The 13,632-nt window shown below is 53.6% G+C and carries 11 protein-coding genes and 2 tRNA genes; 7 read left to right on the top strand and 6 right to left on the bottom strand.

What is annotated here, in order from left to right:
- The first annotated feature begins 273 nt into the window (after positions 1-273).
- The gene (locus MFFC18_RS12820; protein ID WP_075084324.1) at positions 274-1,500 is read left to right on the top strand and encodes a HEAT repeat domain-containing protein; all 1,227 of its coding nucleotides are present in this window, start codon (positions 274-276) and stop codon (positions 1,498-1,500) included.
- A gap of 49 nt (positions 1,501-1,549) precedes the next feature.
- Positions 1,550-1,622: transfer RNA gene (locus MFFC18_RS12815), tRNA-Glu, on the top strand.
- 98 nt (positions 1,623-1,720) lie between these two features.
- On the opposite strand, the gene MFFC18_RS12810 is transcribed toward MFFC18_RS12815, so the two are convergent.
- From MFFC18_RS12810 to purE, 3 genes are all read right to left on the bottom strand, one after another.
- Positions 1,721-3,049: a polysaccharide biosynthesis/export family protein gene (locus MFFC18_RS12810; RefSeq protein WP_157665130.1), complete on the bottom strand. Its 1,329-nt coding sequence runs from the start codon at positions 3,047-3,049 to the stop codon at positions 1,721-1,723.
- Positions 3,050-3,119: 70 nt separating this feature from the next.
- A complete protein-coding gene (locus MFFC18_RS12805; protein WP_075084322.1) occupies positions 3,120-4,115 on the bottom strand; it encodes a hypothetical protein in 996 nt (331 codons plus the stop codon).
- A gap of 220 nt (positions 4,116-4,335) precedes the next feature.
- Positions 4,336-4,839 (bottom strand): 5-(carboxyamino)imidazole ribonucleotide mutase, encoded by a 504-nt coding sequence (gene purE / locus MFFC18_RS12800; protein ID WP_075084337.1) that lies wholly within the window; start codon positions 4,837-4,839, stop codon positions 4,336-4,338.
- Positions 4,840-4,971: 132 nt separating this feature from the next.
- On the opposite strand from purE, the gene MFFC18_RS12795 reads away from it, so the two are divergent.
- Positions 4,972-6,405, top strand: coding sequence for an anhydro-N-acetylmuramic acid kinase (locus tag MFFC18_RS12795; protein ID WP_075084321.1), 1,434 nt, complete (start codon positions 4,972-4,974; stop codon positions 6,403-6,405).
- Between the two features lie 160 nt (positions 6,406-6,565).
- On the opposite strand, the gene ppa is transcribed toward MFFC18_RS12795, so the two are convergent.
- A complete protein-coding gene (gene ppa / locus MFFC18_RS12790) occupies positions 6,566-7,090 on the bottom strand; it encodes an inorganic diphosphatase (RefSeq protein WP_075084320.1) in 525 nt (174 codons plus the stop codon).
- A gap of 178 nt (positions 7,091-7,268) precedes the next feature.
- Here ppa and MFFC18_RS12785 point away from each other — a divergent pair, with 178 nt between their 5' ends.
- From MFFC18_RS12785 to pgsA, 4 genes are all read left to right on the top strand, one after another.
- The gene (locus MFFC18_RS12785; protein WP_075084319.1) at positions 7,269-7,976 is read left to right on the top strand and encodes a hypothetical protein; all 708 of its coding nucleotides are present in this window, start codon (positions 7,269-7,271) and stop codon (positions 7,974-7,976) included.
- 94 nt (positions 7,977-8,070) lie between these two features.
- Positions 8,071-8,170 (top strand) — tRNA-Sec (locus tag MFFC18_RS12780).
- Positions 8,171-8,212: 42 nt separating this feature from the next.
- Positions 8,213-9,244: a zinc-dependent alcohol dehydrogenase gene (locus MFFC18_RS12775; protein WP_075084336.1), complete on the top strand. Its 1,032-nt coding sequence runs from the start codon at positions 8,213-8,215 to the stop codon at positions 9,242-9,244.
- A 197-nt stretch (positions 9,245-9,441) separates the two neighbouring features.
- Positions 9,442-10,050 carry a CDP-diacylglycerol--glycerol-3-phosphate 3-phosphatidyltransferase gene (pgsA, locus tag MFFC18_RS12770; protein ID WP_075084318.1) on the top strand — a complete coding sequence of 203 codons (609 nt, stop codon included), beginning with the start codon at positions 9,442-9,444 and terminating at the stop codon, positions 10,048-10,050.
- 150 nt (positions 10,051-10,200) lie between these two features.
- Here pgsA and MFFC18_RS12765 read toward each other — a convergent pair whose 3' ends face one another.
- Complete coding sequence (locus MFFC18_RS12765; protein WP_075084317.1) at positions 10,201-12,588, bottom strand: WD40 repeat domain-containing serine/threonine protein kinase; 2,388 nt, start codon at positions 12,586-12,588, stop codon at positions 10,201-10,203.
- On the bottom strand, positions 12,585-13,187 hold the full coding sequence (locus MFFC18_RS12760; protein ID WP_075084316.1) for an RNA polymerase sigma factor: 603 nt from the start codon (positions 13,185-13,187) through the stop codon (positions 12,585-12,587). Before MFFC18_RS12760 ends, MFFC18_RS12765 begins: the two co-directional genes overlap by 4 nt.
- Positions 13,188-13,632 lie beyond the last annotated feature (445 nt).

Raw genomic sequence — 13,632 nt, 5'->3', positions numbered from 1 at the left:
TCCTTTCAATTTGGTTGTCGTGGTCAATGAGTAGAGTCATATGCTATCGCTTCGACTCGAAAACTCAAAAGGGATGGCAGTCATTTGCCACGAAATTTGAGTCTTGGAAATAGCGGCGGGTTCGCCGCGAACAGGATTTTTTCCACCGACCAGGTTCAGGATGTGCTCATTGAAGCCACCAGGTTACAATTTTCGATTAAATCGTCGTTTTAAAAAGTAGAAACCCGAAATCGTTTTCGAACGCCAGGTTTTGTCCCAGCCCCGTAGAAAAATATGGATTCGCCAAAATACGCAAGCGGATTGCGACAAATGGTTCTTTGTGCAGCCTTCTTCGCGGCTGGTGTGACATCGCAAGTCGGTCACGCACAACAACGAATCTGGACCGACGCCTCCGGCACGTACAAGCTGGAGGCTGAGTTGGTCGAAGTGACTGAAACGGAAACTGGTTTGCAGGCTGAGCTGTTGAAACCGGATGGAACGCGGATGGCGATCCAGATTTCCAAGCTCTGTGAAGCGGATGCCGAGCTTGCGAAGAATTACTATGAGGATTCGATCAAGGGCGCTGAGAAAGTTCCGCCGGCCGAATCGATACCGGCAGAATCATCGACGGCAGAACAGCCGAGCGAAAAGGATGAATCCGGAGGGAGCGACAATTCTGAAGACGCTCCGAAAATGCAAGCCCTTGCTGAAGAGTCTATCGTCTCTCGTCCGCTTGCGGCGCCCGTCAGCATGGCGATTGGAAAGCTGGACAACCGGAATACAACTGACATCAAGTTTAATCCGGCTACAGCCATCCGGCTTGAACGTGAAATGCCTCGCGATGAAAAGGGACGGCCGACGGAGAACCCAATTTATCTGGTCGAAGTCACCGAACAGCAGTTGGCTTTTCTGCAGGGTAATATTCGCACAATCGTCGACAAGCTGCGTGACCCGAAAGTTGCGATTGATGAAAAACGTCGAGCCATCGATTCGTTGAGAACTCTATGGCCACAAGGCAGACATCCGGGGTTGCTCAATGTTTTAATTAACACGTTATCCCACGACGACAAGTACTTGCGGCTTGCTGCGATCGATCTGTTGGCGAATCACGACAGCGACCAGAGCCTGATTTATATTTTTGCCCGCATTGATGATATTTCTTTTGATGTCCGTTGGCGAACCTATGAAATTCTGACGCAACTGCGCGACCCGCGGATTATTCCGGAGCTCTGCGAGCGGCTTGACGGTGCAGATCGCGCGAAGGTGTCTAGCGTACTGCAAGTCTTTGGCGAAACTTCGGCTCCGCTGGTCCATGAATGGGTTAACGATGATCACGACGAAGTTACGCTGTTAAATGTCTGCCAGCTGCTAGGCAATATCGGCGACAAGACGTCTTTGGATGTGCTGGCGAAGCTCAACACCCACTCTTCGTTGCTGGTTCGTGCTCAGGCCAAGAACTCCATCAAGCAGATTCGGAATCGAATGGCCAAGCGTGCGTCAAATCAGCCTCAGCGTCGTTGAAGGTTGACGAAACGTAATTCCGTGGGCTAGGCTTTCGCGTCGTCCATACGCCCCATTCGTCTAGTGGCCAAGGACATCGGGCTTTCCGCTCGGGAACAGGGGTTCGAATCCCTTATGGGGCTTTCTACGATCGACGGCATGCTTAATTTGGATCACGAACGAAAAAAGGCCGCGAGTTTGCACTCACAGCCTGCTTTCACATCGCGTTTTTCTGGATCGACTAGTTGAGCAACTGTCTCAATCCGAAGGTGAAGAACGTTGCCGAAGCAAAGTTGATCAGCTCTTCTTGTGGCTTGAATCGCAGAATCAAGGTGTCACCGGCCTTGATCAGCAAACGCTGTCTTGGATCATTGACCGCATCGTTGAGGTCGATCCGAATGGCCAATTGGCGATCGCCAGGAATCTTTCGAAGCAAGATCAATTCTGATGGCTGAGTCTGCTGCACAGAACCACCGACAAGGCTGGTTCGCTGAGTCGTTCCGACGCCGAATCGTGATACTGACACCGCTGACAGGACGTCAAGGTCATAGTCACGAGGCAGAGGGAATTCACCGCCGCCGAGCAATCCACCGGTGTAGTAAACATCCGTTTCACGGGAGTCAACATAGACGATGTCGCCGTCTTTCAGGATGATATCCTCAGGCCGGAAGCTTGGAATCTGGCCCGGCTTGAGACGCAGTGGAATGCTGAGTGTGTTGGAATCGTCGGGGACGCTCGGAACAATACCGTAGGGAAACTGGTCCGACTGATTGCTGCGATAAAACTCGGCCATTCGTGCGTCCCGTTGGGCAGTTTGGAGACGAGTACCGCGAAGGATTCTGATTTCAGCTTTCGCATTAACACCCGGGATACCACCTGTCTGGGACAAGGCAGTGAAAACGTCGTTTTGTCCGGCTGGAAGTTGGAGCACGAAACCACGACTTGAGCGGTCGTTACGGTCATTGATAACACGGGTTTGTGCCAAGCCTTGAAACTGCTGGCCACGACCAGCGTTCGAGTTATCCTGACGAACTACGAAAACACGATTCGTTCGCTTACGAAGCTGCGTCACAATGATACGACCACGCTTGATCAAGATCGGATTCGGGCCTTCTCGATAGGCTCGTGTAATCAACGCTTCAGCTTGTTGAACTGTCAGACCTCGTACCGGAATTGGATCGACCAACGGAAGCGAAACCGTACCGTCGTCACGAATTGGAACCGGGAAACCGATCGCCGGAGGCAGGTCACTGTTTGGGTCAGGAATTTGAACCGGAGGTGCCGAACCGAATTCACCAAGCACGTTTTCGATGAACACACCAAGAACGTCTTCTGAATCCAGAGTATAGAACTCGGGGCTGTCCTGACGCAGGCGTGAATAATCGATTGGCACTTTATCCGCTTGCGGCTCCGCAAGGAACTGGCGAGGCACTCTTTGTGCCGGAATCGTATCGATCGGCGAAAACAGTGCCGTGCAACCGGTACTCGAAATGCTCAGTAGCATCAAAGCCAGCATCAGCATCAACGAGCGTTGTCGGCTGCCGATGAATTTGGTTGAGTTGCGACTCACCATCTTGGACTCCCCTTAAACTGGCCATCCTGGCCGAGCGATTCAAAATTTGAAGAATGTATCGAGAAAGCTATTTTCGGTTGACAGGCCAAGCTGCCGTCCGGGTGTCGAACGAACTGCGGACTGTCATCGGCAACGGAATTTCGTTAACAGAAACACTCGCCGAAGGGTCAATCTTGCGACCGCGAACAATCGGAGGTCGCTTAACGGTGGTGGTCACTTTTTGGGTTCCCTGCACGATCGGAGGCAGCGAAGTCTGAGCAGGTTTCTCAATCGACTTGATCGGAGGAAGCTGCTGCGGGCTTGCTTGCGGTTTTGCTGGTGCCTGATAGATCGGCGGAACCTTGGCTGACCGCTGCGGAGCAACAGGAGCAGGTTTGACTGTCGCTGAGTTCATTGTCGCAGGCTTCGCAAGGACCGAATGAGCAACTGGCGTACCCGGCTTGGTCGACGCGTATGGCATCTGCATTGGCTCAGGATTTCGCAACGCCATCGGTGGCTTGGGAGGAACCATTTGCTCGCCAAGTTTCTTCGTGACGACGGAGGATGTCGGCGGAATCATTGTGGCGGATGATTTGGTGACCGGCACATCCGAAGGCAGAACGTTAGTAGCTTTGTCCTGCGTGATTGCCTGGTCGATCATTCGCGACACATGCATCTGGTGGAACGATCCAGCTTTCTCTTCTCGAGCAGCTGCCACTCCAGCAGGATATCCTTCGAACCATGTGTCAACACACTTGGAACCTTCGGCACACTGATATTCGTATCCGCGATACTCTTCCGGCGGCAGAGCGGGAATATACCCGTCGCCTCCATTGCAGACGTCCGAATATCCGGAGCAGAATCCACTTTTGAAGTGATCTGAATATTCACGGTTGCAGTTCGCAAATCGTAAATTGTAAGCACGCTGAGCCCACACTCGGTCGCGGTATGCGATCGCAAGTTCGTCCATGATGCCCAATCGACGAATCGGTCGTGTGCATCCTGTTTGAATGAGTGAAGTGAAAGCCAGAGCCAACAGCATGGTCGCCGCAATGAGGCGTCTGGTAGAGACTTCGCTTGACATGATTTCCCCCTGGTTGGAATGCGGAACGTCTCCACGCGGAGATTACGGGTCGAAACCCAACTGTTCCACTCACTCCATCGCCATTTAAGCTGTAGGGAATTTAGCGAACGTTGTGGCTGTTCCACTTTTCGGGAAAAAAAGGGTGTTGGCAGAAGTGCCAGTTGTGCGGACGAAAGGGTCGCCAGCGCTGCGAGAAGAATTCAAGCTTGCGCAACTAACCTCAGTCCGCCAGTTTGCTGCGCCGAAGCACGTCTTTGGTCTGAGTTTCCGAATACGCTTCGACTCGCCTGGCTAGTTCTGGATCTGAGAGAGCCAAAATCCTCGCGGCCAGCAGTCCCGCATTCTTCGCACCTGACTCGCCGATTGCCAAAGTGCCAACGGGAACGCCGCCTGGCATCTGCACGATCGATAGCAAAGAATCGAGTCCTTGCAGAGCCCTGCTTTTGACGGGAACGCCGAGTACCGGGAGGTTGGTCAGCGAGGCAATCATGCCTGGAAGATGTGCAGCACCGCCAGCTCCGGCGATGATAACTTTAAATCCCCGACCCGCCGCAGACTTGGCAAAATCGAACATTTTTTTTGGAGTCCGGTGCGCCGAAACGACTTCGCAGTGTGAGCCAACTCCCAGTTCGTTCAAGATGTCGTGAGCCAATTGCATGGTCGGCCAGTCGGACTGACTGCCCATCACGATGGCGACGGAAACGGTTGGTGCTGGCTGGTTCATGGCAGTTTTCTTGTGTCCGGGATTTGAAGCGAACATTTTAGTCACGGGCTGCGGATTTCCTATCCCTGGCGGCAGTGTCGAATTCGCGGAATGATCTAGACTCCAGTCTCCCAATCTCCCTATAGTCGCAAAATGCTCAAGCTGTTTCGTTTTGCCGACTTCTGGAACAAAAAGCCGCTGGAAAATTCAGCGGTTAGAATCGAGCGTGCGCTGCTGGACCGAACTCGGCGTCTGGTCGCCGGTCTCAATGTCGACGACGCTTTCGAAAGCATTTCGGGTTCGCTGGTGGTCGCGCGTGGACACGGCAAATCGCTTCGCGTTCTCTATTGCGACAGTCTTTCGCTTCCGATTTCGCCCGCGCTTCGGTCTGCCTGTCAGGATTTGGTTCAAGATCCTCAATCCGTTCAGGAGTACCGCAGTTGCGTTGCCGAGCTGGCGGATGTTCAGGCTGCCGTGATTGAGCAATTGAAGTTGAAAGCTGGCAAGTATGTTGATCGTATCCTTGCGGTTTCAGTGACCGATCCAGGGGTTTGGCTGAATGACTTCGACGGCGTTGTGTCCTACATGAGCCTCTGCGATGCGACTCGACTGGCCGAAAAGACCGGTGTTAGCGTGATCGATGCCTGGCCGGACCGCGACATGGCTGTAGGCGGGAAAGGCTATCCGCTGGACCCGCTCTGCCTGTGGTTGCTGCAGGCGGACCGCGATCGGAAAATCGCCAGGCGTGCAAATGTTGCGATCAAAATAGGCAGTGCAACCAATGGCTACCTGTTGCCACCTTCGGATGGACTTGATGCCGAAGTCCCAACGCTGCGGACGATCCGGACGGAAGGGATGGATTTGATTCGTGGCTTGTTGAAGCTGTCGTCGGTCGAGTCGTTGGCTTCGCCGCGATCAAGGCAACTGTTGGTTTCCGGCATTCACTCGAAAGAACTTTTGGCTCAGTGGAAGCAGATTGATTGCGTAGAGTTGCGAACCGAAGCCATGTTGCGATGCGTCGCACTGCCAACGAACGCCAGCCTGACAGCTGAACAGTTGCTATGCACGGCGATGAAGTGGATCAGTGTCGAGGTGCAGAATGGAATACAAAACTCGTTACAACAGTTGAAATCCGAGTACGCTCGCATGCGAGCGGAGTTGCAGGAAGAGTTGAACGCTGCGCCGCGAACGAGAAAAGCCGGCGGCGGCTTGCTGGATGCTTTCGATCGCTCGCTGCCGGAATTTGAAACGCCAGGCAGTATCACGGTTGACGCCCCCAACCCCATTTCGGACGCGCTCGTTTCGCGATTGCAGAATCACTACGCTGAGACTCAGGTTTCTGGCAGTTGGAGGTCACATTTTTCCGGCGAATCGATGGGAGACGTTGACGGACCCAGTATCCTGGCCGCAATGCTGGGTTTTATGCACGTCGATCAGATGCCTGCGAATATTCCCGCCCTGACCGGTGCTCAGCAGCAACGAATCCTTGGCCGGCTGACACCCGGACGTCCAAACTCGTGGCGAAATTTGCTGAGAGAGATGGCCGACCATGAGCCGTCGGCAATGAAATTACGGGACGCCGTTTAGCGATCTGCAATTTTGACTGTTGAAATTGATGCGACGGACGAAAGTTTCACCGCGTACCGATAAAGCGCCACAGTGCTCTTTCTAAGGATGAGGAGGGTGTTCGGGTGGAAAAACGCGGACAGGCACCGCGGCTATCGCCTTTCCGCCAACACGGCTTCGACTATTTGGCTCGTTCGATTGCCTCGACGATCATCTTCCGAGCTACATCTGCCTCATGTACTTTCGCCAATTTCACCCATTTGCCAGGCTCAAGATCCTTGTAGTGAGCAAAGAAGTGCTCGATTTGCTGGATCGTGATCTCGGGCAGGTCGGAATAGTTGTCGACGTCATCGTATCGGCGAGTCAGTTTCTTCGATGGGACCGCGATGATTTTTTCGTCATGCCCCGCGTCATCTTCCATGATCAGGACACCAATCGGCCGGCAATTCATCACCGCTCCCGGGACGATAGCGCGGGTGTTGCAAACCAGCACGTCAATCGGGTCTCCATCGAGCGACAAACTGTGCGGCACAAAGCCATAGTTTCCCGGATATCGCATCGGCGTATATAGAAAACGATCAACAAACAACGTCCCGGAGGCCTTGTCCATTTCGTACTTGATCGGTTGCCCGCCGTTAGGGACTTCGATGATGACGTTAACGTCGTTTGGAGGATCGTCGCCGATCTTAATTTCGTCGATTCGCATTGCACCGGATGCAAGTAAGGTTCAAATAGGATTAATTGGTCAACGATGAGACCAAGTTGAACACATTGTTGTCGATTGAACAAGCAAGGATCGACATTGAAAAATAAATCGAACGGTTCACAATAGACCCTCAATTCCGGGCAATTGTGCTCAATCCAACTTCCGAAATGAATCTGTGATGTCAGACAGCTCTGCCGCGCTCCGCGCCGAAGTCAATCCAAACTTCAAATACAAATTTCTGCTCATCGGTGTTATTGCTCTGGCTGTGGGGCTGTATCACTTTATCGACCCGATTTTTGTCTATCCAAAAATGCGTCCTGCGTCAGAAGCTTACGAGTTGCTCAAAACGCAACTTAAGGGCGACGACGGCGAATTGCAACGACAGTGGGCCACCATGGCAGAGTCCAACAACTGGACGGAAGGTTCGCCGAAATACAGCCCTGCCGAACTGACCACGAACACGCTCTACAGCTACTTCATCGGTTTCCTGTTTACGTTCGTTGCCGGAATCCCGTGCCTGCTCACTTTCTTCCGATGTCTTGGTCAATGGATTGGCGTGGAAGGCGATCAACTGGTCAACGCGAAAGGTCAGAAGGTTGCGTTCGACCAGATCGAAACGATCGACAAAAGCAAGTGGGAGAAGAAAGGAATCGCCAAGCTTGCGTATTCGGAAAACGGTGTAGCAAAATCGTTCGTGATTGATGATCTTAAATTTGATCGGGTAACATCAGATCAGATCATGGATCTGGTTGAACAGAGAGTCGGCGTCGACAAAATTACCGGCGGAAAGTCGGAGGCTCAATATCGTACGGCTCGCGAAGAGATCGAGCGGGAGCGGGAAGAGCGTCAGAAAATTGAAGAGGCAGAAGCAGAAGCGGATAATTAGTCCGATCAGCAGCCCAGACGTATTGTATCGCGTTTAATAAACTGAACATTGGAGCTTGCGACGCGCGGCTGCGCCATTGCATAATCATTGCTCGGGAAGTGCTTGTTCGGCTGGTGCCGGCCGCGGTCTTCAAAACCGTAGGGCCGCATGGAAATCATGTGGTCGGTGGGTTCGATTCCCATGCACTTCCGCCAAACTACTTCTACCAAACCACGCCTGACTTTGCGGTTCGCACCATGAAAGCTCTTGAACTTGTTGGCCCTTCTGTTTTTGAACTGGTCGACAAAGACGTGCCGCAACCGGCTGATCACGAAGTCCTGATCCGGGTCAAAGCTTGCGGGATTTGCGGCAGTGATATCCACGGAGCCAACGGTAGCAGCGGACGTCGTATTCCGCCAATCGTGATGGGGCATGAAGCCGCCGGCGAGATCGTTGAAGTTGGCGATGACGTCACCGCTTACGCCAGGGGAGATCGAGTGACGTTCGATTCAATGGTTTTCTGTGGCGATTGTCACTACTGTAATCTCGGCCGCACCAATCTTTGCGAGTCGCGCCAGGTGATGGGCGTTTCCTGCGACGAGTTTCGACGCCACGGAGCTTACGCGGAATACGTGTGTGTTCCTGCCAGGATTGTTTGTCCTCTACCGGATGGAATTTCATACGACCACGCTGCGTTTACTGAACCGGTTGGCGTCGCTGTCCATGCGGTTAATCGTGCCAACGTCGTTAAAGGTGAATCTGCGATCGTTGTTGGCGCTGGGTTGATCGGGCTGCTGGTTGTGCAGGCGCTTCGCAACGCGGGATGCTCGACGATCATCGCTTTGGACCTGGTTCCGCAGCGATTGGACCTGGCCATAAAACTTGGTGCCACGCATGCGATGCTGGCCACCGAGGAAAATGTGGTTGCGAAAATTCACGAACTTACTGATGGCCGCGGAGCCCATCACAGCTTCGAAGTCGTTGGAGCAACGGGACCAGTTTCGCTGGCGGTGGATGGCTTGCGTCGCGGCGGAACCTGCGTATTGGTCGGAAACTTGGCGGCGGAAGTCACTTTGCCGTTGCAGAAAGTTGTTACGCGTGAGCTGAACCTCGTCGGAACCTGTGGGATCAATGACGAAGTTCCACTTTCCGTTGAGCTGATCGCGTCGGGCAAGATCGAAGTCGAGCCATTGATTTCGGCACGGAGCTCCCTCGAAGAAGCCGCTGACTGGTTCGAAAAACTTGAGGCTGGAGATCAGCCCTGGCTGAAGGTTCTGGTTTGCCCATAGAGTTCACGACTTGGCCACGAGGTCAAGTGTTGCAAGGCATACGATGCCGTAGTTTGTTGATGTGACATTCATTTCCTGACGGTTGCGTTGCCTTCCAGTCTGTGCTTGATTCAATTGACCCAAGGTTAGCCTGTTGGGCTAGCCGAGCATCGCGAGGCTGTTCCTCAGACGCAGAAAATATTTCTCAGAGTCCCACTATGAACATCGACAAATCAAAAGTTTTCAACTTTCCCAACAAGGTTTCGGCCGCACGGTTGGTGTTGTCGATTTTCGTCTGTGTCCTGATCCCGATGAAATTCTACTGGGCCGCGCTCATTCTGTTTGTGCTCGCTGCCGGAACGGACTGGCTCGATGGCTGGTACGCTCGCAAATACAACATGGTCACGAAACTTGGCCGAGTCCTTGATCCGTTTTGCGACAAGGTCCTGATCTGCGGGACGTTTATTCTGCTGGCGGTTGAGATGAACAGCGCTCTATTCCCGTGGTGGGGGAAAGTCGCTGGCTGGATGGCGGTTATTGTGGTCGCTCGCGAACTTTTGGTTACCGTGCTTCGTTCGATGATCGAGGGGGCTGGAGGAGACTTTTCCGCGAAGATGGCCGGCAAGCTGAAAATGTGGTTTCAATGCATCGCGGCCGGAGCCAGTTTGCTGGCGTTGGCAATGAGCGGCAGCGGAACCGACGTCCCGATCTGGCTGCTAGTCACGATCGCCGTATCGGTGTGGGTGGCCGTTGTTTCGACGCTGCAATCCGGTTGGAACTACGTGGTCGCCGCCAGCGGGTTTGTACTTGATCAAGTAGAAGATTGAAGCCTGCCAAGCGGTAGAAACGGCTTCGCTCTTGCGATCGCTCTGCGAATCGACCGATCTGGAAATTGGTCGCATCGCGTTCGGATAAAGTAAAACGTCTGTGTCCAAGTTCAGGTTGACTTGAGAATGCCATCGACCGGTTTTTGTCAGCTATTTTGTTGGCTTCTTCGTCTTGTCATCCAGCGCACTCATGTCCCAAATTCGAATGGTGCCGTCGCGACTGCTGGTTGCGATGCTGTGTGTATTCGGATCGAGCGCGATATTGTGAACGGCCGCCGAATGACCACGCAGCGTCGCCGTGTTGGTTCCGGTGCTCACGTCCCACAGTCTCGCTGCTCCATCCATACCTCCTGTGACCAAATGAGTGCCAAAGCCACAGAACTGCACGCCCCAGTTGTCCCCCTCGGCGCCTTCGAGCTGCATCACTTTCTCGCCGGTTTCAACATTCCAGATCATGATTTGCTTGTTCCAGCCCACTGATGCGAGCAGCGAACCTTTCGGTGCAAAGGCGACGTTATAGATTGGGCCCTCGTGACCCGAAAAAGCCTGACGTTGGTCAAACGTTTCTGCATCAAAGACTCGTACAATTTTATCACTGCCCACGGTCGCAAACGATTTTCCGTCAGGAGAATAATTTAACCCCATCACTGAACCCGATTGCAAAATGGTTTCGAACTCTGCTCCGGTTTCCAGATCGTAAAAATGAAGCTTTCCAGCCCGGTCACCCGCCAATAGGGTATTCCCATCAGGCGAGAACGAGATGCCGCGAACGCTATTGTCGGCTTGCCATTCCTGTTTCAGCTCAAACGTTTTTGAGTCCCATAGTTTAACCAGACCGTCATCACCTGCCGTGGCGACCAGGTTTCTCGTCGGATGAAAGCGAACGATCCAGACGATGCCACGATGAGCGCTAAAACTCTTTTGGAGCTTTTGACTTGCAAGGTCCCAGACTCTGACGGAGCCGTCTTCAATTCCCGCCACAATCGACTTTCCGGCCGGAGCAAAATCAACTGACCAGACAGTGCCTGGATTTCCTTTCAAAACGACCGAAGGGAACTGAGCCGTAACATCAGTCTTTCGATTATCCGCGTCTTTCAGTTCAACGGACACGCCGTTGGTAACATTCGACCTCGAAGTCCTGCCGTCTCCATTGATCCAGGCCCAGCCGCCGCCAAGAGCGGACGCTGCGAGCAACGCCGCCATCACGCCTGCCGCCAGCCAGCCGCTGAATGACCACCGTCGCCCATTGGCTGAATGTGATCCTGAAAGTTTTCTGACTTCGGAAGAAGCAACCGCCGGAACTTGCAGTGGCGAAATGGGCCCATGTTCCGACACGATGCTGGCCAAAGCACGCGCAACGGGTGCTGCTGAATCGGGACGTTTGTCCGGCGACTTTGAAATCAGGCTCATGATCAAATCAGAAAGCGGTTTTCCGACTTGCGGATTGACCTTTCGAGGCGATGGCGGTTTCTCGTCCATGATTCGCTTCATCACGCCGACCGCAGTTGGGGCTTCGAAAGGAGCGATTCCGGTCGCCATCTCGTACATCACCGCGCCAAGCGAAAACAGGTCCGATCGATCATCGGTTTCCTGCCCAAGAGCCTGTTCCGGCGACATGTACAGCACCGTACCGGTCAAGATTCCGGTTTGCGTCAGCTTGACCTCGTCCGTCACGCGGGCCAGCCCGAAATCCGTCAGCTTGACACGTTCCGTATCGGCTTCGATCAACACATTGGCAGGCTTGATGTCGCGGTGCACCATTCCGCTGGCGTGCGCCGCCGACAAACCGGCAGCGATCTGCATTCCGATTCGAGCAACCTCTTGAGGCGGTAACGGAGACGTTTCTTTGAGTCGTTCTTCGAGAGTCTGGCCTTTGATCAACTGCATGACCAGATACGCAATCTGTTCTTCCTCCAACCGCGCTACCTGATACATCGGCACGACGTGCTCATGAGAAATCGCTGCCGCTGCCCTGCCTTCGCGGCAAAAACGCTGCCTTGCAATTTCGTCCTGCTGAAATCTTGGGTTGAGCACTTTGATCGCGACGCGGCGATGCAGATGCGTGTCAAAGGCATCCAGGACAACGCCCATTCCACCGCGGCCGATGATGCGAGAAATTTCAAAGTGCTGTAATTTGCCGAGCGAATCCGGATCATCCGAAGGAGAAAGAAACGAAAGCTCTCCATCCTGCACCGCCGCACCGAACATCGCGTCGGTTCCGATTTTGCTCTGATCGATCCCCTTCGTCACACGCAGGTCTGGATCGTGAATGTCCGATGGATTCTTGGCGGCCACCGGATTCGCGGAAACGCCAGCCGAACCAATAACATTCCAGTACGCCGAATCGCTTTGAGGTTGGATGTCGATCGAATCGGAAACCAGTTTCTCGACCGGAATTTCGCCCGAGGCAATCGTTTGCAGGCTACTTTGACATTCTGTGCAAGAGCCGACGTGCAGCGTCACGCTGTCCGCGGCTTCGCCAGTCAACGTGCCGAGAATCAGATCACTCAGCTGAGCTCTGGGAGGGCATCCAATCATTCTTCTTCCTCCATCAACCTTTCGACTTCGGCTCGCAACCTCGCAGTCACTCTGCTGCGAGCAACGTAGACAGCGCCACGAGTCATCTCAAGGGCATCGCCGGCTTCATCAGCGGTCATGTTGTTGATTGCCGTCATCTCGAAAGCCGCCCAGGTCTTTGAATCGGTGTTAGGACGAACGATTGCGATCGCCTTTGACATTAGCTGTCGCTGGTATTCCTTTTCCCAGATCTCCGTCAACTCTTCTGTATCGTTGGGGAGCTGGTTGAGGAACGCGTTATGCGTCGAATCGTTGCCAGTGGTTTTGGTTCGTTTTCGTTTTTCGAAAAAGCTGTTCAGGCAGTTTCTGGTGATCGTGAACAACCACGCCCGGAACCCGCCTTTTGATTTCGCATAATCCAGCTTTCCGATGGAATCGCCGACTCGCCGCAGCACTTCCTGCAACAGGTCCGCAGCATCGGCGTCTTGCAGTCCGCGGCTTCGTAAAAACCGAAAAATCATCGGTCCGTACAAATCGACGAACTGTTTCCATGCTTCGTCGTCAGATCGGTCTCGTAACCGAAAGACAAGCGACGCGCGTGTCAGTTTGATGTCTGCCAAGGGAATATGACCGAAAGGAGATGCGGAAATGCGTCTGCCTATTCTATCACTGTGCTCCCGTTTGGCGATTCCAATGGGAGTACCCCAAACGGACCTGGGTCTTACAGCAGTTTTGGAATTTTCCGCAAATCCGTATCGAGAATCACCCAGCAAGGCTGGATTAGGCAACTTTCGCGAGATTTGGCGGCGAGAGCCGGGTTTTTCCTCGTGTACACGTCCGTACGAAAAGTTTCAAGTTTTTTTGTCGTCCACTGTAAGCCCATCGAATCTGATCGGTACTCCCTTCCATGGTCGGCGATTCGATGATGATCGAAAGCTCGACGTGCAAGCGAGTGGCTTCCCCTCGGGGTGGAGGCATCGGCGCCCTCAGTCGATCCTCGTAGCCACTCGCTTGCACCTCGAGCTTTTGTGTTTTATGGCCGGCACCAACCGAATGTGAATCGAG

Origin of the sequence: Mariniblastus fucicola, assembly GCF_008087665.1 — a bacterium.
Classification (GTDB): Bacteria; Planctomycetota; Planctomycetia; order Pirellulales; family Pirellulaceae; genus Mariniblastus; species Mariniblastus fucicola.
This window is presented reverse-complemented; position numbering and strand designations above follow the sequence as displayed.

What these genes read in the sequence shown, in the direction of transcription:
- MFFC18_RS12785 (WP_075084319.1), top strand. Translation starts at nt 7,269, where the DNA reads ATGTCAGACAGCTCTGCCGCGCTCCGCGCCGAAGTCAATCCAAACTTC.
- pgsA (WP_075084318.1), top strand. Translation starts at nt 9,442, where the DNA reads ATGAACATCGACAAATCAAAAGTTTTCAACTTTCCCAACAAGGTTTCG.
- MFFC18_RS12805 (WP_075084322.1), bottom strand. Translation starts at nt 4,115, where the DNA reads ATGTCAAGCGAAGTCTCTACCAGACGCCTCATTGCGGCGACCATGCTG.
- MFFC18_RS12820 (WP_075084324.1), top strand. Translation starts at nt 274, where the DNA reads ATGGATTCGCCAAAATACGCAAGCGGATTGCGACAAATGGTTCTTTGT.
- MFFC18_RS12765 (WP_075084317.1), bottom strand. Translation starts at nt 12,588, where the DNA reads ATGATTGGATGCCCTCCCAGAGCTCAGCTGAGTGATCTGATTCTCGGC.
- ppa (WP_075084320.1), bottom strand. Translation starts at nt 7,090, where the DNA reads ATGCGAATCGACGAAATTAAGATCGGCGACGATCCTCCAAACGACGTT.
- MFFC18_RS12775 (WP_075084336.1), top strand. Translation starts at nt 8,213, where the DNA reads ATGAAAGCTCTTGAACTTGTTGGCCCTTCTGTTTTTGAACTGGTCGAC.
- MFFC18_RS12795 (WP_075084321.1), top strand. Translation starts at nt 4,972, where the DNA reads ATGCTCAAGCTGTTTCGTTTTGCCGACTTCTGGAACAAAAAGCCGCTG.
- purE (WP_075084337.1), bottom strand. Translation starts at nt 4,839, where the DNA reads ATGAACCAGCCAGCACCAACCGTTTCCGTCGCCATCGTGATGGGCAGT.